At 60.9% G+C, this 19,865-nt stretch carries 12 protein-coding genes; 10 read left to right on the top strand and 2 right to left on the bottom strand.

Going from position 1 to position 19,865, the window contains the following annotated elements:
• The first annotated feature begins 35 nt into the window (after positions 1–35).
• The 5 genes from K3179_RS00470 (at position 36) to K3179_RS00450 (ending at position 8,211) form a co-directional block, all read left to right on the top strand.
• A complete protein-coding gene (locus K3179_RS00470) occupies positions 36–1,898 on the top strand; it encodes a putative nucleotidyltransferase substrate binding domain-containing protein (protein ID WP_221561992.1) in 1,863 nt (620 codons plus the stop codon).
• Positions 1,891–2,565: an exonuclease domain-containing protein gene (locus tag K3179_RS00465; RefSeq protein WP_221561991.1), complete on the top strand. Its 675-nt coding sequence runs from the start codon at positions 1,891–1,893 to the stop codon at positions 2,563–2,565. The genes K3179_RS00470 and K3179_RS00465 overlap by 8 nt, the downstream gene beginning before the upstream one ends.
• A 111-nt stretch (positions 2,566–2,676) precedes the next feature.
• The gene (locus K3179_RS00460; RefSeq protein ID WP_090480089.1) at positions 2,677–2,955 is read left to right on the top strand and encodes a DUF4212 domain-containing protein; all 279 of its coding nucleotides are present in this window, start codon (positions 2,677–2,679) and stop codon (positions 2,953–2,955) included.
• An 11-nt stretch (positions 2,956–2,966) separates the two neighbouring features.
• Positions 2,967–4,742 (top strand): sodium:solute symporter family protein, encoded by a 1,776-nt coding sequence (locus tag K3179_RS00455; protein ID WP_221561990.1) that lies wholly within the window; start codon positions 2,967–2,969, stop codon positions 4,740–4,742.
• A gap of 103 nt (positions 4,743–4,845) precedes the next feature.
• Entirely contained in the window at positions 4,846–8,211 is a 3,366-nt protein-coding gene (locus K3179_RS00450; RefSeq protein WP_221561989.1) for a hybrid sensor histidine kinase/response regulator, read from the top strand.
• Here the strand turns inward: K3179_RS00450 and K3179_RS00445 are convergent.
• Both K3179_RS00445 and acs read right to left on the bottom strand, forming a co-directional pair.
• Positions 8,181–8,816 carry a response regulator transcription factor gene (locus K3179_RS00445; RefSeq protein ID WP_221561988.1) on the bottom strand — a complete coding sequence of 212 codons (636 nt, stop codon included), beginning with the start codon at positions 8,814–8,816 and terminating at the stop codon, positions 8,181–8,183. The two genes, K3179_RS00450 and K3179_RS00445, sit on opposite strands and share 31 nt — an antisense overlap.
• A gap of 6 nt (positions 8,817–8,822) precedes the next feature.
• Positions 8,823–10,754: an acetate--CoA ligase gene (acs, locus tag K3179_RS00440; RefSeq protein ID WP_221561987.1), complete on the bottom strand. Its 1,932-nt coding sequence runs from the start codon at positions 10,752–10,754 to the stop codon at positions 8,823–8,825.
• A 141-nt stretch (positions 10,755–10,895) separates the two neighbouring features.
• On the opposite strand from acs, the gene K3179_RS00435 reads away from it, so the two are divergent.
• The 5 genes from K3179_RS00435 to K3179_RS00415 all read left to right on the top strand — a co-directional run bounded on the left by K3179_RS00435 (position 10,896) and on the right by K3179_RS00415 (position 19,840).
• Positions 10,896–12,284, top strand: coding sequence for a DcaP family trimeric outer membrane transporter (locus K3179_RS00435; RefSeq protein WP_247712751.1), 1,389 nt, complete (start codon positions 10,896–10,898; stop codon positions 12,282–12,284).
• Between the two features lie 426 nt (positions 12,285–12,710).
• On the top strand, positions 12,711–14,210 hold the full coding sequence (locus tag K3179_RS00430) for a type I restriction-modification system subunit M (protein ID WP_221561986.1): 1,500 nt from the start codon (positions 12,711–12,713) through the stop codon (positions 14,208–14,210).
• Positions 14,207–15,715 carry a type I restriction-modification system subunit M gene (locus K3179_RS00425; RefSeq protein WP_221561985.1) on the top strand — a complete coding sequence of 503 codons (1,509 nt, stop codon included), beginning with the start codon at positions 14,207–14,209 and terminating at the stop codon, positions 15,713–15,715. Before K3179_RS00430 ends, K3179_RS00425 begins: the two co-directional genes overlap by 4 nt.
• The gene (locus K3179_RS00420; protein ID WP_221561984.1) at positions 15,708–16,883 is read left to right on the top strand and encodes a restriction endonuclease subunit S; all 1,176 of its coding nucleotides are present in this window, start codon (positions 15,708–15,710) and stop codon (positions 16,881–16,883) included. The genes K3179_RS00425 and K3179_RS00420 overlap by 8 nt, the downstream gene beginning before the upstream one ends.
• Complete coding sequence (locus K3179_RS00415) at positions 16,880–19,840, top strand: type I restriction endonuclease subunit R (protein WP_221561983.1); 2,961 nt, start codon at positions 16,880–16,882, stop codon at positions 19,838–19,840. The genes K3179_RS00420 and K3179_RS00415 overlap by 4 nt, the downstream gene beginning before the upstream one ends.
• Positions 19,841–19,865 lie beyond the last annotated feature (25 nt).

The raw sequence follows: 19,865 nt of genomic DNA, 5'->3' as shown, positions 1-19,865 counted from the left end.
ATGCGCATTTCCTCGTAGTCTGCTATGCTCGGGCCATGGCGAGCGAACTCAGCGAGATCGAGAGCTTTCTCAAGGCGACCGCTCCATTCGACAGGCTCGGCGATGAGGAGCTTCGCGCCATCGTCCGCAAGATTACCGTGCGCTATTACCGGAGCGGCGATGAAATCCTGCGCAGCGGTGAGCACAACGACTTCCTGTTCGTCGTGCGATCTGGCGCGGTCGAACTGCGGCTGGCGGGGGACGAATTGACCGCGCGGCTGGAGCGAGGCGGGTGCTTCGCTTTCCCGTCGCTGCTGCGCGGCGGGGAGGTACGCAATACGACGACCGCGCTGGAAGACACGCTCTGTTATTTGCTTCCGGCGGACGACTTCCATGCCTTGCGGGAAAGCTCGCAAGGCTTTCGCGACTATTTCGCCGATAGCGAGCAGGAACGCATTCGCAGCGCGGTTCGCGACCTCAAACGCAATCGGTCCCAATCGCTCGAACAGATAACGATCGGCTCTCTGGTCCCGCACCGCGAGCCGGTGTCGTGCAGTCCCAATCTTTCGATAGCCGATGCCGCCTCCCTGATGAGCGACCGGGACGTCAGCACTTTGGCCGTATGCAGCGAGGGGCGGCTGAAGGGCATTTTCACGGACAAGGATTTGCGCAACCGTGTCGTTGCCATGCGCAGGTCGCTGGATGCGCCGATTTCCGAGGTCATGACGCCGTCCCCGCTGACATTGCCGGAAGGAGCGAGCCTTTCCGAGGCGATGGGAATGATGGCGGCCGGGGGCTTTCGCCACATCCCGGCACTTGGCCCGACAGGGGAACTGCGCGCGATCCTGAGCGCGACGGACATCCTCGCGCATCTAGGCGATAGCGCGATCGACACCGGCATGCTGGTGTCCAATTCCGCAACTGCGGAAGCCCTGATTGCTGCGTCGAAACAAATCCCCGAAGGATTTGCGCGTATGGAGGCGGGCGGTTTCCATGCCGAACATACGATGCGGTTCACTTCGGCGCTCGGTGAAGCGGTGCACCGGCGTGCGGCCCAGCTGGCAGAGGCCGAACTGGGACCGCCGCCGGTCCCCTATGCCCTGCTGGCTTTCGGCTCGCTTGCGCGCGGCGAACAATTGGTGGGATCGGACCAGGATAACGGCATTGTCATGGACGATGCGGTGGACGGGGCAGGGCGGGAATACTTCGCGGCTCTGGGAGCGCGTGTCTCGGACATCCTGGATGATGCCGGATATGTCTATTGTAACGGCGGGATCATGGCCATGAACGCCGATCAGCGCCTCACCGTCGGCGAGTGGCAGGACCGCTATTCGCGGTGGATATCCGATCCCGACGAAGACAGCATCCTGCGCGCGACGATCTTCTTCGATATGCGCGCAGTGCACGGTTCTGCCGAGCTTGCGGCGAACCTGCGCGGTCCTGTGCTGGAACAGGCGAAGTCCAGCCCGCTGTTCGTCAGCTATCTGGCGCGCGATGCCCAGCGCAGCCGCGTGCCGCTGGGCATATTCCGCAATCTGGTGCTGGAAAAATCGGCGGACGGCGAGAAGGTGTTCGACGCCAAGGCGCAGGCCATCCTGCCGGTCATCGATATCGCCCGCAGCCTCGCATTATCCGAAGGCATTGCCGCCGTCGGCACGCTCGAACGGCTGGATGCCCTGGCCGATGCGGGAAAGATGGCGCGGGGCGATGCGGAGAGCCTGAAGGACGCATTCCTCCTCGTGAACGAGTTGCGCATCGCTCACCAGGCCGCGCAGGTGCGCGCCGGTATCGCGCCCGATAACCGCATCGCTCCGGCGAATCTTTCGCCCTTGGAGCGCGATTACTTGAAGGATGCATTCTCCGTCGTCCGGTCCGGGCTGGAATCGCTCAAGCGCAATCTGGCGGGCGGCATTGCGTGAACGGTTGGGCCGCTGGCGTTTCGCACGCGGCCTCAAAGCCTGCACTGCGGCTGACGACGAGGTCCTGACCCGCTATGCTGGTGCCGCATGGCCGTCGCCTGACATCCCCGTACGCGAGGCGCCGCTGCTGGCGCTCGATTTCGAGCTCGATGGCTTGGCGCGAAATGCCCACGTCCTGCAGGCGGGTTGGATCGGTTTCGATAGCGGCGGGATTGCCCTTGCAGGAGCGCGTTCGGTCGATGTGCGCAGTCTCAGGCAGTTGGACGATAGCGCTGTCGCAGTTCACGGCATCGGTGAAGAGCGCGCGCGTCAGGGGGTGGCATTGCAGGAGGCAGCGCGCAGCTTCCTGGGTGACCTTTCGGGCAGGATACTGGTCGCCCACGGCGCATCGATCGAGCGAGACGTCATCCGGCGGATATCCAAGGCGATGTTCGGTAGCGAAGCGCCGGTGCGCTCGATCTGCACGTTGCAACTGGAACGGAGGATAAGCCCCAACCTCGTGGGTAGCGATGCCTATCGACTGTCAGCCGCTCGCAAGCGGCGTAATCTGCCCGGCTATGCCCAGCACGACGCCTTGTCCGACGCCCTGGCGGCTGCCGAACTGTTCCTCGCACAGCTATCCAGGCTGCCAGCGGACGTCAGGTTGGGTTCGCTCGAAAGCTGGTAGCGCGCCCTATTAGACTTATGTCGCTCTCGCCCTTGCGACGCCTCTTCCATAGCCTCGTGAAGAAGCTCCCGAATCTGCGGGTGCTCGACACATAGGAGGAAGGGGGAGGCCATGGCCGAAACAAACGAAACCCATGAAACCAGCGAAGCGGAGGGCGCATACTGGCGCGACAATATCCGCCTGCTGGTCAGCTTGATGGCAATCTGGTTCGCCTGCTCCTTCGGGGCGGGCATCCTGTTCCGTGAATGGCTCGACCAGTTCATGCTGGGTGGATACCCGCTCGGCTTCTGGTTCGCCCAGCAGGGTTCGATCTACATCTTCATCGCACTCATCGTCTTCTACGTCGTCAGGATGAAGAAGCTCGAGCGCAAGTACGATCTCGACGACTAGGGGAGGCGATCATGGACACACAGACCCTGATCTACATTTTCGTCGGCCTCAGCTTCGCGCTGTACATCGGTATCGCGATCTGGTCGCGCGCCGGTTCGACGAAGGAATTCTACGTTGCCGGCGGCGGGGTGAACCCGGTCGTCAACGGCATGGCGACAGCGGCCGACTGGATGAGCGCGGCAAGCTTTATCTCGATGGCCGGCCTCATCGCCTTCCTCGGCTATGACGCGTCGGTCTACCTCATGGGCTGGACCGGCGGCTACGTGTTGCTGGCGCTGTTGCTTGCGCCTTACCTACGCAAGTTCGGCCAGTTCACCGTGCCAGATTTCATCGGCACGCGGTACTATTCCAAGACCGCACGCGTGGTGGCGGTGATCTGCCTGATCTTCATCAGCTTCACCTATATCGCAGGCCAGATGCGCGGCGTGGGTATCGTATTCTCGCGCTTCCTGGATGTGCCGATCACGCTGGGCGTGATCATCGGCATGGGCATCGTATTCGTCTATGCCGTGCTCGGCGGGATGAAGGGCATCACCTATACGCAGGTCGCGCAATATTGCGTGCTGATCTTCGCCTATATGGTCCCGGCCTTCTTCCTGAGCTTCATGATCACGGGCAATCCGATCCCGCAGATCGGCCTTGGGTCGACGGTCGATGACGGGTCCGGGCTATACGTATTGCAGAAATTGAACCTCGTGCTCTCCGACCTGGGCTTCGGGAATTATACCGACGGCTCCAAGAGCATGATCGACGTGTTCTGCATCACGCTGGCCCTGATGGTTGGTACGGCAGGTTTGCCACATGTCATCGTGCGTTTCTTCACCGTGCCCAAGGCATCGGACGCACGTAAGTCGGCGGGCTGGGCGCTGGTCTTCATCGCCCTGCTTTACACCACCGCTCCTGCAGTCGGCGCCTTCGCCCGTCTCAACTTCATCGATACGGTGAACGAGACGAGCTATTCCGAGGCACCCGGCTGGTTCACGAACTGGGAACGCAACGATCTCATCGCCTTCCAGGACAAGAACAATGACGGCGTGATGCAGTACCGCAGCGGCGACGCCTTCGAAGGCGCGCCGGAATTCGCGGAAGGCACCGGCCCCTCGGGCGAGCGTGTCGTGACTAACGCTCCTGTCGCCGACAGCGAGAACGAGGTCTATGTCGACCGCGACATCATGGTGCTGGCCAATCCCGAAATCGGCAATCTGCCGGGATGGGTGATTGCGCTGGTCGCAGCCGGCGGCCTCGCCGCGGCATTGTCTACGGCGGCAGGACTGTTGCTGGTGATTTCCAGCTCGGTCAGCCACGATCTGCTCAAGTCCACCTTCAAGCCGAATATCTCGGAGAAGGGTGAGCTGCTCGCGGCCCGTGTCGCGGCGACGGCGGCAATCGTAGTGGCAGGTTATCTCGGCATCTACCCGCCGGGATGGGTGGCACAGGTCGTGGCCTTCGCTTTCGGACTTGCTGCTGCCAGCCTGTTCCCTGCGATCTTCATGGGCATCTTCTCCAAGTCCATGAACAAGGAGGGCGCCATTGCCGGCATGGTCGTCGGCCTCGTCTTCACCTTTGGCTACATCTTTTACTTCAAGTTGATGAACCCGGCGGCGAATGTCGCGGACAACTGGCTGTTTGGTATCTCGCCCGAAGGTATCGGCGTGGTCGGCATGGTGCTGAACTTCGCGGTCGCGATCGCGATCTCGAAGGTCACCGCCAGTCCGCCGGTCGAAATCCGCAAGCTGGTGGACTCGATCCGCGTACCGCGCGGTGCAGGCGATGCCCACGCGCATTGAGCGTGACGGGCCGTAGATGGAAGGGGCGGTGCCGAAAGGTGCCGCCCTTTTCGTTGCATAATCGGGCGCTTGCGATAGCTTCGATACCAGAGGGAGGAATGCGATGCTGTTCGGCGCCGCAATAGCTGCAGCGACACTGTATCTGATCGCCCTGTTCTGGCTCGCCGCGCGCCAGGACCGCCGGGCTGAAGAAGGGTACGCGCCCTCGCGCCGCCGCCGTGACTGGATCTACGGCCTCTCGCTGGCAGTCTATTGCACCAGCTGGACCTTCTTCGGCGGCGTCGGATCGGCCGCGAATAGCGGACTCCATTACCTTCCGATCTACCTTGGCCCCATCCTGGTTTTCACCTTCGGCTTCGGCCTGGTGCGCCGCATCCTTGCGCAGGCCAAGGCCCAGCATTCGACCTCGATCGCGGATTTCCTGTCGGCGCGCTATGGCAAGAGCGCGAGCGTGGCGGCGCTGGTCACTATCATCGCGACAGTCGGATCGCTGCCTTACATGGCCTTGCAACTGCAATCGGTCGGCAGCTCGCTGCTCGCTCTCGATCCCGAATTGCAGGCAAGCGTTTCGGCGCAAGAGCTTGTCCTGCTGGTCGCCGCCAGCATGGCGCTTTTCGCCATCCTCTTCGGCTCGCGGCGCGGAGACAGGGCAGGTGACAATGCCGGGCTTGTCCTGACGATTGCTGTCGAATCCGTGGTGAAAATCCTAGCACTGCTGGCAGTCGCTGCGCTGGCGGTGGCGGTCCTTGCCGGTGTCCCGGCAGAAGCCGCGGTGTCTCCCTTCTCGATGGCGCAGCTGGACGCGCGTTTCGTCATCCTGACGATTATTGCCGCATGCGCGGCCCTGTGCCTGCCGCGCCAGTTCCATATGGCCTTCGTCGAGGCCAAGACGGACCGCACGACGCGAACCATGCAGTGGCTATTCCCCGCCTACCTCGTGCTAACGTCGCTGGTCATCGTGCCTATCGTGCTCGCAGGACTGGCGCTGCTACCCCAAGGCACGCAGGCAGACATGATCGTGATGGCCTTGCCGCTTGCGACGGGCAGCGAGACATTGGCGCTGCTCGTATTCATCGGCGGATTCTCGGCGTCCACCGGGATGATCGTGGTGGCCAGCGTGGCCCTGTCGACGATGATCACGAACGACCTTGTTTCTCCGCTGCTGTTCCGCAGGGAATTGCGCGGCACGGGCGATCGCACCCGGCTCGCTTCGCGATTGCTCATGGTGCGCCGCCTGATCATCGCGGCGCTGCTGTTCTTCGCCTATCTCTTCTATCTCGGCTTCGGAGCGGCGGCGGACCTTGCAGGGCTTGGCACGCTGGCATTTGCCGCCATGGCGCAATTCGCCCCCGGCCTCGTGCTCGGGGTGACGAGCCGCCACGGAAACAAGGGCGGCATGGTTTCCGGCCTGGTTGCAGGCTTTGCATGCTGGCTGGTCCTCCTGATCGTGCCCGCAGCAACGGGCGAGCCGGCACTTTTCGCCATCCATCCCGATCCGCTGGTCTCTGGCGTATTGCTCAGCCTCGGGGTGAATATCGCGGCATACTGGATGGGCTCTGCAGTGAGCCGCGAGACACTGGTCGATGCCGCGCAAGCTGCTGCTTTCGTCGGCACGACGCCGCCGGGCACGCGGCCGGGGTTCGTCACGGCCAAGCGCGTGGCCGACATCCGCCTGCTGCTCGCCCAGTTCGTGGGCCATAAGCGCGCGAGTTCGGCGATCGAGGCGATGGGGGCGGGCCTTCGCGACAGCGATCCTGCGGACCAGGAGATGCTAACGATGGTGGAGCGCACCATCGCCGGTGTTGTCGGCACTTCGTCTGCGCGCATGCTCTTGTCGAGCTGGTCGCAGGGCGATCCGGTGCCGCTCGAACAGGTCGTCGCCATGTTCGACGAGACCAATCGGCGGCTCACCTTCAGCGGCGACCTGTTGCAGCTCGCGATCGAAAACATCGACCAGGGCGTGGCCCTGGTGGACAAGGACATGAACCTCGTCGCCTGGAACAGCCGCTACCAGGAAATGTTCGCCCTGCCGGACGAACTGGCGAGCGTGGGTACTCCCATCGCCGACCTGATCCGCTTCAACCTGCGGCAAAGCGGTCTACCCGACGCGGAAGTCGAGCTCCAGGTCTCTCGCAGGCTCGAGCACATGCGCGCGGGCCGCCAGCACCGGATGGAACGTGAACAGCACGACGGTCGCATCATGCGCATCGTCGGCAACCCCGCACCGGGCGGCGGCTATGTCACCAGCTACAGCGACGTGACTGCTGACCGCAGGGCAGAGCAGGCGCTCGAATCCAAGGTGGCCGAACGTACGCAGCAATTGAGCGAGGCCAATGCGGCGCTCGAAGCGGCTACACGTTCCAAGACGCGCTTCCTGGCAGCGGCAAGCCATGACCTGATCCAGCCACTCAACGCGGCCCGCCTGTTTGCCTCGGCCTTGGGTGAGGAGGTACGGGGCAGGGACCAGTTGGTGCGGCTGGTCAAGGATCTCGACGGCTCGATCACCTCGGCCGACCGCCTCATCCGCGCCTTGCTGGATATTTCCAAGCTGGATGGTGGCGGCATCGAACCGCGTATGGAACCGGTCGCGCTCGACGACATTTTCGACGAGATCATGCGCGAGTTTGCCGTGCAGGCGCACAGCAAGGGCCTGCGCTTTGCGCTTGTTCGCAGCAGCGCCTGGATCCTGACCGACCGCGCCTTGATGGCCAGCATCGTGCGTAACCTCATGAGCAATGCGATCCGTTACACGCAAAGCGGCGGCGTGCTCCTGGGTGCGAGAAGGGTCGGTGACGGGATCGACATATGCGTATGCGACACCGGTCCCGGCATTCCGGAAAAGGACGTTGAGCGGTTGTTCGACGAATTCCAGCGCGGGGAAACCAGCGACAGGGAAGGGCTGGGGCTCGGCCTCGCGATCGTCAGGCGTATCGCGGCCCTGCTGGATGTGGAGGTAGAGACGCGCTCCGTGGTCGGGCAGGGGACAACTTTCGCAGTGCGCCTGCCGGTTCTGCGCTGGGGTGCGCGGACGGCGGCCGCTCCCAGACGCAAGGCCTCGACACTGGCCAATGCGCGCGTGCTCGTGGTCGATAACGATCCCGCCGCCCTCAGCGCGACCACTGCCTTGCTGAAGAGATGGGGATTGGAGGTCGTCTGCGCGCTCGGCGAGGACGAAGCGCTTCGTGCCGCGTCCACCGCGCCCGACGTCGCGATCATGGATTTCCGCCTAGATGGCGATGCGCGCGGTGACGGGGTCTATGAAAAGCTGTGCGCGCACTGGGGCACTCGTCCTCCGGCGATATTGCTGACTGCCGAAGCGGGAGAGGAGACGGAGCAGGCCGCACGGCGCATGGGGGCCAATCGCCTGCTCAAGCCGTCTTCGCCCGCGGCATTGCGTGCCCTTATCTCCGATTGCGTCGCCCGCAGCGGGGCAAGCGGTCAGCCCGACGCGGATTCCGCCGCTTCCTGATCCACGACGAGCTTTGCGGCCAGCAATACGGCCTGCGTCCGGTTCACCACGCCAAGCTTGCGGAAAATCGCCGTAATGTGGGCTTTGACGGTAGCTTCGCTGATATTCAGTTCGTAAGCGATCTGCTTGTTGAGCAGGCCCTCGTTGAGCTGTGCCAGGATACGCCGCTGGGCAGGGGTGAGCGTCGCGATCTTCGCCAGGTCTTCGTCAGGTTCGGCGTCGGTCTCGGGAAACCATCCATCGCCGTCCCTGACGCAGGCAAGGGCATCGCGCATCTGCTCCAGCGGGGCAGACTTGGGAATGAAGGCCGCAGCGCCAAGCTGGCTGGCCGCCGCATAGACGCGCGGATCCTCGCTCGCCGATACGATGGCCACGGGAAGGGCGGGGAAGTCCTGCCGGAAGTCCATGAGCGCGGACAATCCGCGGGAATCTCCCATGTGCAGGTCCAGCAACAGCGCTTCGGCACCGATTTCCACCTCGGCACGAGCCTGGGCCGCGGACGAGGCTTCCACGATCTCCGCTTCCGGCCAGACCTTGCCTACCGCGTGGCTCAACGCTGTGCGGAAGAGCGGGTGGTCATCGGCGATGATGATGCGCTGCGTCATGGGCGATCAGCGGTTCTGCCGCCCCTCGATCAGCCGCTCGACGAGGCTGGGATCGGCAAGGGTGGAGGTATCGCCCAGCGAACCGTAATCGTTTTCTGCGATCTTGCGCAGGATCCGGCGCATGATCTTGCCCGACCGTGTCTTGGGAAGTCCGTCGGTGAACTGGATATGATCGGGCGAAGCGATCGGGCCGATTTCCGTCCGAACATGATTGCGCAGTTCGGTGTAAAGGGCGTCGGACCCTTCCTCGCCCGCGTTGAGCGTGACATAGCAGTAGATGCCCTGGCCCTTGATGTCGTGCGGGTATCCGACGACCGCACTCTCCGCGACCAGCGGATGCGAGACTAGCGCGCTTTCAACTTCGGCGGTCCCCATGCGGTGGCCGGACACGTTGATCACATCGTCCACGCGGCCGGTGATGCGGTAATAGCCGTCTTCGTCCCGCTTGCAGCCATCGCCGGTGAAATACTTGCCGGTGTAGGTGCTGAAATAGGTCTGCACGAAGCGTTCGTGGTCTCCGTAAACGGTCCGCGCCTGGCCGGGCCAGCTGTGGGTGATGCACAAATTGCCCTCGTTCGCGCCTTCCAGCACCGCGCCGTCATTGTCGACCAGCTGGAGCCGGACACCGAAGAAGGGCAGTCCTGCGCTGCCCGGTTTCATGTCGTGGGCACCGGGCAGGGTCGTGAGCATGCAGCCGCCCGTTTCGGTCTGCCACCAGGTGTCGATGATAGGGCAGCGTTCTTCCCCGACCACTTCGAAATACCAGCGCCATGCTTCCGGGTTGATCGGTTCGCCGACGGTGCCGAGCAGGCGGAGCGACGAGCGGTCGTGCCTGGTCACGAAGTCGTCGCCTTCGCGCATCAGCGCGCGGATCGCAGTGGGGGCCGTGTAGAGGATATTGACCCTGTGCTTTTCGACGACCTGCCAGAAGCGGCCGTGATCGGGGTAATTCGGCACGCCTTCGAAAATGACCTGCGTGGCCCCGTTCAGCAGCGGCCCGTAGGCGATATAGCTATGCCCGGTGACCCAGCCGATATCCGCTGAACACCAGAAAACTTCGCCCGGCTGGTAATCGAAAATGTAGTTGAACGTCGTCGCCGTCCACACGCCATAGCCGCCGGTCGTATGCACCACGCCCTTGGGCTTTCCGGTGGAACCGGAGGTGTAGAGGATAAATAGCGGATCTTCGGCATCCATCGGCTCGCACGGGCATTCCGCGTCGGAGCGGACGTCATGGTACCAGTGGTCGCGCCCCTCGGTCATCGGGACGTCGGCACCGGTGTGCTTCACCACCAGCATCCCGTCGAGCGGAGTGTCGTGGTCCGGCTCTGCCAGGGCGGCATCGACATTGGTTTTGAGCGGCACGCGCTTGCTACCGCGCAGGCCCTCGTCTGCGGTCACCACGAAACGGCTCCCGCAGCCCTCGATACGGCCGGCCAGCGCCTCGGGCGAGAAACCGCCAAACACGACAGAATGAATCGCACCGAGCCTTGCGCAAGCGAGCATGGCCAGCACGCCTTCGATGATCATCGGCATATAGATCGTGACGCGATCGCCCTTCTTCACACCGATCGCCTTCAGCGCGTTCGCCATAGCGACGACTTCGGACTGCAATTCACGGTAGGTGAGGGTGCGTCCCGCGCTCTGGGGATCGTCCGGCTCGAAGATCAAGGCGGTCGCATCGGGGCGCGATGCGGCATGGCGATCCACTGCATTGTGGCACAGGTTGAGCTTCCCGTCGGCGAACCACGCGATGTCGACCGGGTCGAAAGACCACTCACCGCCCTTGGTCGGAGCCTTCACCCAGTCCAGCCGCTCCGCCTGCTCGAGCCAGAACGCATCGCTGTCTTCCACCGAACGGCGGTACATCGTTTCGTAGTCGCTGCTGGTGCAGTGCGTGGCTGCCGAACTCTGCGGGCGTTTGACGATCTCGAGCATGAAAGTGTCTCCCTTCAGCGACGGCATAGCAGGTAAGCGGCCAGTCGCGCTTTCAGACGAAGGTCTTACGACCAATCGCCCATTTATCCAGTCCAGCCTTGCCCATCATAATCGCCCGACAAGAAAAAGAGGGAGGTTGGAATGACTGGGAAGTCCTTGAAACTGGCGCTGCGAACAGGCTTGCTCGCTTCGACCTGCCTGATCGCCGTGCCAGCTTCGGCGCAGGATGCCGACGTCGAGGAGCGGCTCGAGCGGCTCGAAGCGCTGGTCATGCAATTGGTGGAACGTCTCGATGCCAAGGATGGCGAAATGGATGCGGCCCGCGCGGAAACCGTCGCGGCCACACAGCAGGCGCTGGCCGAAACCCGCGCGCTGCAGCTGCGGCAGGAAGAACTCGCCGCGCAGATCGACGAACCCAAAAAGCAGGAAGACAAGGGCTTCCGCGTGGGCAACACAACGGTGTCCTACGCCGGCTATGTGAAGCTCGACGCGATCAGCCAGCGCACCAGCGGCGGCCAGGTCGCCTCCGGCAGTATCGTGCGCGACTTCCTGATCCCCGGGGCCATCCCCGTCGGCGGAGACGGATCGGGCTGGGACACCGATTTCAACGCCCGCCAATCGCGCTTCATCTTCAAGACAGCGACCGACGTCGGGGCAGAGCATACTCTCAATTCGCAAATCGAGCTCGACTTCATGGTCACGCCCGACGGCGACGAGCGGGTGTCCAACAGTTATACACCTCGCCTGCGGCAAGCCTTCATCACCTACGATAACTGGCTGTTCGGCCAGGCCTGGACGACCTTCCAGAATGTCGGCGCCTTGCCGGAAAGCCTCGACTTCATCGGCACTACGCCGGGCACGATCTTCGCCCGCCAGCCGATGATCCGTTACACCGACGGCGGCTTGATGCTGGCGGTGGAACAGCCCGAGACGACCGTGACATCGAGCACGGGTGCGAGGGTCATAGCGGGCGACGATTCGCTTCCCGATATCGTTGCGCGCTATAACTTCAGCGGCGACTGGGGCTCGCTGTCGGCCTCGGGCATTCTGCGCAACCTGAAGATTTCGGAGGACGATTTCGGCACCGATGGCGACAGCGCAATGGGGTACGGGGTCAGCCTGTCCGGCAAGCTGAAGCTGGGCGAGCGCGACGATTTCCGCTTCATGGGAACGGTGGGTGACGGGTTGGGGCGCTATATCGGCCTCAACATCGTCAACGATGCCGCGCTGGACCTCGACGGCGATCTCGACCCGATCTTCACCTATTCGGGTTTCGGCGCCTATCGGCACATGTGGTCCGACAAGGTCCGCTCCAACATCGCAGCGTCCTATTTCAAGGCCGACAATCCGGTATTGCTGACCTCCGGTGCGGTGACCGACGAAAGCTGGAACGTGCTGGCGAACATCATCTATTCGCCCGTCAAACCGGTCGATATCGGGATCGAGTACATGTACGCGGAACGCACGCTGGAAAACGGCCAGTCGGGCAATCTGCAGAAGATCCAGGTCTCGACGAAATACTCGTTCTGACTTCAGCGCATGGAAGACCGCAAACGAACACGCGCCGCTGGTAGCTGGATCTTCCCGAGGGAATACCAGTCCGCCGCGGCGCGATTTTCGTTCGTGATCGAAATGGTCGGGGAGAGAGGATTCCAGACTAAAATAGCGCTCGCGAAAAATGGCGGCTTTCCGCGGATTTCGAGAGTTGGTCCGAGGCTTGTGCTACATTTATGTGTACCTGTCTAGTTGGCGTCTTCCAATACTAGGGTCCTCTTTACCTAAATTAGCGCTCAAGGTCCTGTGGTCATCCGGAAAAGCAGCATTGCACGCCGACGAGTGCCAAGGGGTGAGATTCCGGTGAAAGAAGGTCAAGCTCGCGCAATTGCGCTTGAGTTGCGCAGGGAGTTCAGGAATGGCTGGAAGAATGTTGCAAATGACTGAAATGGAAAAGGCAATTTGAGCGGTGAGCGAGACATCAAGTCGGCTTTGTGGAATGCCGCCGATACGCTTCGCGGTTCGGCCGTCGATCGCACCGACTGGAAGGCGTATATTCTCCCACTTCTCTTCTTCAAACGGATCTCGGACGTCTGGGATGAGGAGACTGCGGAGGCGGGCGAGCTCTACGGAGAAGCCGACCCGTCGCATTTTCCGGAGATACACAGGTTTCAGGTGCCTGAGGGGTGCCACTGGAATGACGTGCGCGAGGCTTCGTCCAATGTTGGCGCCGTGCTGCTGCACGCGATGCGCGAAATCGAGCGCGCCAATCCCGATACACTCTTCCGCGTCTTCGGCACCGCTGACTGGGGTAACAAGGAGAAGTTCTCCGATGAGCTCCTGAAGGATCTGATCGAGGGGTTCTCCGAGATCGCGCTCGGGAATTCGCAGGTCGATACCGACGTATTGGGAGATGCCTACGAATACCTCGTCGGCAAATTCGCTGATGTTACCCGTCGCAACAAGGCGGGAGAATTCTACACGCCTCGCAGCGTCGTTCGAATGATGGTCGAGCTGCTGGATCCTCAAGAGGGCGAAAGCATCTATGACCCGGCTTGCGGGACGGGCGGCATGCTTCTAGGCGCGATCGAGCATGTCGAGCGGAAAGGCGGCGACCCGAGAACCTTCTATGGGAAGATCTTCGGCCAGGAGAAGAACCTCACAACGGCAGCCATCGCGCGTATGAACCTGGTGCTCCACGGCATCGAGGATTTCGAGATTGCCCGCGAAGATACGCTGAGAAGCCCGGCGTTTACGGATGCGAGCACGGGGGGACTCGCCACGTTCGACTGCGTCATCGCCAATCCTCCCTTCTCACTCAAGGAATGGGGCCGTGACCTGTGGGAAGCGGATCCGTGGGGACGGGCCACCTATGGGCTGCCGCCTGAGAGCTACGGTGACTACGCCTTCGTTCAGCACATGATCGTCTCCATGGCTGCTGCGGGAAACAGCCGGATGGCCGTTGTCCTTCCTCAGGGTGCTCTCTTTCGGAAATCGGCCGAAGGAGCAATCCGTACGCAGTTGCTCAAGGAAGATCTGATCGAGGCCGTGATCGGGCTCGCGCCCAATCTCTTCTACGGCACGCAGCTGGCTGGCTGCGTGGTGGTGCTTCGCCGAAAGAAACCTGCGGAGCGGAAGAACAAGGTAATGATCATCGACGCTTCCAGTCTGTTCCGGAAAGGGCGTGCGCAGAATTTCCTCGACAAGGAACACAGCGATCAGATCCTCTCCTGGTACAACGCGTTTGAAGACGTCGAGGATCGTGCCAAGGTTGCGACCATTGATGAGATCAAGAAGGAGGGGTGGACCCTCAATATCTCTCGCTATGTCCTTCCGCCAATCGGAGAAGACATTCCGCCGCTGCCTGAAGCAATCGATTCCTTCAAGACGGCGCTCGGCGAGGCACGAGCAGCGGAGGATCGTCTGCGCGAAGTCCTGACCGAGGGGGGATGGCTCCAATGAGCAAGCAGATCTCCCAGCGCGAACTCGAGAGCTATCTCTGGGGCGCCGCAACGTTGCTGCGCGGCCTGGTCGATGCCAGCGACTACAAGCAGTACATCTTTCCTCTCATGTTCTTCAAACGGCTGTCTGACGTCTGGGACGAAGACTATGAAGAGGCGTTCGATCAAACCGGCGACAAGGGATACGCGAGTGCGACCGCCAACGATCGCTTCCTCATCCCCGAAGGCGCCCACTGGAACGATGTTCGGACCGCTCCCAAGGATGTCGGCCGGGCCCTGCTATCCGCATTCCTGGCGATAGAGGCTGCCAATCCGGAACGGCTCCAGGGCGTATTCGGAAACGCGCCCTGGACCGACAAGGGCCAGATGCCCGATGCCACTCTCAAGAATCTGATCGAGCATTTCTCGAAGCACAGGCTGACGCTTGCCGCTGTACCGGAGGACGAGCTCGGCAATGCCTATGAGTATTTAATCAAGAAGTTCGCCGATGACAGCGGACATACCGCGCAGGAATTCTACACGAACCGGACGCTGGTCCACCTCATGGCCCGGATGCTTGAGCCGCAATCGGGCGAAGATATCTACGATCCGACATGCGGCACGGGCGGGATGCTCATCTCCTGTCTGGCCGAGGTTCAGCGGCGCGGCGGCGAGACACGGACGATGGGTCTGTTCGGTCAGGAGCTGATTTCGATCACGGCGGCCATTGCCCGAATGAACCTCGTGATCCACGGCGTCTCTGATTTTCATGTTGCGAGCGGAAATACGCTTGCTGCGCCTTCATTTGCGGAAGGCGACAAGCTGCGCACCTTCGATGTTGTGCTCGCAAACCCTCCCTATTCGATCAAGAAATGGAACCGCGGCGCCTGGGAGAAGGATGCCTGGGGACGCAATTTCCTCGGCACGCCTCCCCAGGGGCGCGCTGACTACGCTTTCTTTCAGCATATCCTGAGGAGCATGGATGCGAAGACCGGACGCTGTGCGGTCCTGTTCCCGCACGGGGTGCTCTTCCGCAATGAAGAGGCCGAGATGCGGCGCAAGCTGATCGAGGCGGATCTGGTCGAATGTGTGCTCGGGCTTGGGCCGGGGCTGTTCTACAACTCGCCGATGGAAGCCTGTGTTGTGATTTGCCGGGCCAAGAAAGCGCCCGAAAGGCAGGGCCGGATCCTGTTCATCGATGCAGTCAACGAGATTGCCCGCGAACGGGCCCAGAGCTTTCTGCGGGACACACACCAGGCGCGTATCCTGGCCGCGTATCGGGCGTTTGAGAGTGACCCTGGCTTTACCGCTGTAGCTGAGACTAAAGACGTGCTCGCCGCTGGAGGTAATCTTTCCATCGCCCGCTACGTGAAGAAAGTCAGGCACGCGATCGACGCGAACAATCAAGTTACCTTCGCGGCGACTTGGGAATCCTTTGAAGCCGAGGGGCGTGAATTCTGGACTGGAATGGATGCGCTTGTCGACATGCTCGACGGGCTCGCATCTACGGAGGATGCCAATGGCTGAGGGGCCGTCAAAACTTAACCTCTACCGCTTCGATCAATTGGCGAACCAGATCAACAATCGGGTCATGCCGGAAGAGGCCGACATGGAGCGATATGTCGGCCTGGAACATCTTGAGCCTGGCTGTCTCCGCATCCTACAGTGGGGCGATACCAGCGACGTCGAGTCTACCAAACTGCTTTTCCGGCCAGGTGACATCATCTTCGGTAAGCGGCGGGCATATCAACGCAAGGTGGCTGTGGCGGATTTCGAAGGGATCTGTTCGGCTCATGCCATGGTGCTGCGCGCAAAGCCCGAGGCAGTACTGCCTGAGTTTCTACCTTACTTCATAGAGAGCGACTTGTTCATGGAGCGAGCGCTTAGCATTTCAGTTGGATCGCTATCTCCTACAATCAACTGGAAAACGCTGGCCAAAGAGGAATTTCTGCTGCCGCCAATTAGTCAGCAAGCACACTTGTTGAACTGTTTCGAGGCATTGGAAAAGACATCAGATTCCGTCCGCAAGCTAAGGGTGGCAGCGGAGAACGCATTCAGGTCTGCCTGTGTTGCCTTTGGACGAGAGTTAATTTCCGATCCAACGCTGCCAAGACATCGATTGGATGAGGTTGGAGAACTCATTCTCGGCAGGCAGCGATCTCCGAAATATCAGACGGGCTTGCATTCCGTGCCCTATTTGAGAGTTGCTAACGTCTACGATGGCTTCATTACGACCGATGATGTTCTCGAAATGGATTTTGACCAAGACGATTTCAGCAAATATCGTCTCCGCCGAGGAGATATCCTACTCAACGAAGGGCAAAGTAGAGAGCTCGTCGGCCGAAGTTCTATTTTCAATAATGAAATAGATAATTGCTGCTTTCAGAATACATTGATAAGATTTAGAAGTGATAAGCTCATGCCGGAGTTTGCTCACACTTTTTTCCGGTATATGCTCTATTCTGGCGAGTTTGTTAGAATAAGCAGTCAGACCTCTTCGGTGGCGCACCTCGGTTTAAGCCGGCTAAAAGCTGTAGAAATTTCAGTGCCTGACAAAGAAAGCCAACAAAAGAGGATTGAGCATATCACGACTCTAGAAGAGCAAGTGAAAGCTACGCGTGTTCGCGAAGATGAACTTGCTGCGCTACGGAATCAGGTATCGCGCGATGTCTTCGTTGGAACTCCGTCTCCATGACCTTCAATGAGGCCAACACTGTCGAAGCCTTTATCCGTGACCGTCTCGCGGGAAGCGTTGGTTCCGTGGCAGTCTCAATCGGCCTCGCTCGGCAGGGCAGTACTATTTCTGGTCTCGGCTGGCATTTCGTTGGTCCCACCGAATTGCCGCGCCAGCCTCAGGAAGCGCTGGTTGAGCCATATCTGCGCGATGCCCTGATCCGTTTGAATCCCGACATTGCCGCTCGACCTTCGCGCGTGGACGACGTCCTCTACCGGTTGCGCGCGATCGTCATGGGAGCTCGCTCAGACGGATTGGTGAAGGCCAATGAGGAGTTCGCTTCCTGGATGCTCGGCGAGCGCTCCATGCCGTTCGGGCCCGATGGCGAACATGTCACTATACGCCTGATCGATTTCGAGGACATCGAGCAGAACACCTTTGTCGTTACTCAGCAATTCACCTTTCGTGCGGGGAAGACAGAGAAGCGCGCCGATCTGGTGTTGCTGGTCAACGGATTACCACTTGTTCTTATCGAAGCGAAGACGCCAGTGCGCTCCAGCCAGAGCTGGCTCGACGCTGCACTCCAGGTCAACGAAGACTACGAAAAGAACATCCCCGAGCTCTTCGTGCCCAATGTCTTTTCGGTAGCAACCGAGGGCAAGGAATATCGCTATGGTTCGGTTCGTATGCCTGTCGACATCTGGGGGCCCTGGCGGCTGGACGAGGACGGACCGCAATCGCTGAGCGAAGTCGAGAAGGCTGTTAGTTCTATGCTGCGCCCGGCAATGGTTCTCGACTTGCTGGCGAACTTTACCGCCTTCGCAACGCAAAAGGGCAAGCAGCGGATCAAGATCATTGCCCGGTATCAGCAGGTCGAGGGCGTCAACAGGATCGTCGAGCGCGTAATCGCGGGTCGTCCCCGCAAGGGACTGATCTGGCACTTCCAGGGGTCAGGCAAATCGCTGCTTATGCTGTTCGCCTCGCAGAAGCTGAGACTTCATCCCGCGCTCAAGAACCCCACGGTCGTGATCGTTGTCGATCGGATCGATCTCGACAGCCAGATCTCGGGCACTTTCTACGCAGCCGACATGGCCAATCTCGTGCGGACTGACAGTCGCAAGGAGCTCGAGAGCCTGCTTGAGCGCGATGCCCGCAAGGTCATCATCACCACCATTCACAAGTTCGCCGAGGCTGAAGGCGTCCTCAATGACCGTCACAACATCATCGTCATGGTCGATGAAGCCCACAGGACACAGGAAGGCGACATGGGGCGCAAGATGCGCGAAGCCCTGCCCAATGCCTTTCTGTTTGGCCTGACCGGAACGCCGATCAATCGCAGCGACAAGAACACCTTCTACGCCTTTGGTGCCGATGAGGATGAAGGCGGTTACATGAGCCGCTACGGCCTCAACGACTCGATCCGGGACGGCGCGACAAAGGAACTTCACTTCGAACCGCGCCTCGTTGACCTTCATATCGATCAGGAGGCGATCGAAGAGGCCTATGCCGAGCTAACAGCCGGTCTCACGGATGATGACCGTGATCGTCTCGGCAAGGAGGCGGCCAAAATGGCCATCCTGGTCAAGGCGCCGGAGCGCGTGAGCGCAATATGCGCTGACATCGTCAGGCACTACCAGGCGAAGGTCGAGCCCAACGGATTTGGCGCTCAGGTCGTCACCTTCGACCGAGAAAGCTGCGTTCTCTACAAGGAGGAGCTGGACAGACTGCTCCCGCCTGAAGCGTCCGACATCGTCATGTCGGTGAACAGCGGAGAGACGCAGTATGCGCCTTACAAGCGAGATCGTGACGCCGAAGAGAAGCTGCTCGATCGGTTCCGCGATCCCAAGGACCCGCTCAAAATAATCATCGTCACCTCCAAGCTCCTGACGGGCTTCGATGCGCCGATCCTTCAGACCATGTATCTCGACAAGCCCCTGCGCGATCATACGCTGCTACAGGCAATCTGTCGCACCAACCGGCCCTATGGGAACCAGAAATCGCATGGATTGATCGTCGATTATCTGGGTGTCTTCGATGATGTGGCGCAGGCGCTCGATTTCGATGAGGAGAGCGCGAAGAAGGCCGTCTCGAACATTGCAGAACTGCTCTCGGTCCTTCCTGGTCAGGTGCAAAAGTGCCTTGGCTTCTTTGCGGGAGTGGACCGCGACCTGGAAGGCTATGAAGGCCTCATCGCTGCGCAGGACTGCTTGCCCAACAATGAGCTGCGTGACGCGTTCGCTGCCGAATTTAGCCTGCTGGCTCGCATCTGGGAGGCGTTGTCGCCCGACCCCGCTCTATCCGCGTTCCAGAAGGACTATCGCTGGCTCGCTCAGGTCTATGAATCGCTCAAGCCCTCGACGGGCACGGGACGCTTGCTGTGGCACAAGCTTGGCGCCAACACGATCGAGCTCATCCACGAGCACGTACATGTCGAGACGGTGCGCGATGACCTCGAGACGCTGGTGCTTGACGCAGAGCTGCTCGAAGCCGTGCTGGGATCGCCGGACCCCGACAAGAAGGGCAAGGAGATCTCGGTTAAGCTGACCGCACGTCTGCGCAAGCATGCAGGCAACCCCGCCTTCAAGGCGCTGAGCCAGCGGCTCGAGGATCTCAAGGAGCGGCACCAGCAGGGCCTGTTGCTCAGCGTCGAATTCCTCAAGGCCCTGCTCGAACTGGCCAAGGATGTGGTTCAGGCTGAGCGCGAGACGCCAGCCGAAGAGGATGTTGATCGGGGCAAGGCTGCGCTGACCGAGCTGTTCGAAGAGGTGCAGACGGGCGAGACCCCGATAATGATCAAGCGCGTGGTCGACGACATCGACGACATCGTCCGGGCCGTCCGCTTCGACGGCTGGCAGGATACCCATGCCGGGGAGCGTGAGGTCAAGAAGGCGCTTCGCCAGACCCTGTTCAAGTACAAGCTCCACCAGGATACCGAACTGTTTGACCGTGCTTATAGGTATGTGTGCCAGTACTACTGAGGTGACGGGTCCTTAAGAGGCGCCA

The organism is Qipengyuania intermedia (assembly GCF_019711615.1).
Lineage (GTDB): Bacteria > Pseudomonadota > Alphaproteobacteria > Sphingomonadales > Sphingomonadaceae > Qipengyuania > Qipengyuania intermedia.
The sequence above is the reverse complement of the archived record's forward strand: the minus strand, read 5'-3'. Positions and strand labels throughout refer to the sequence as shown.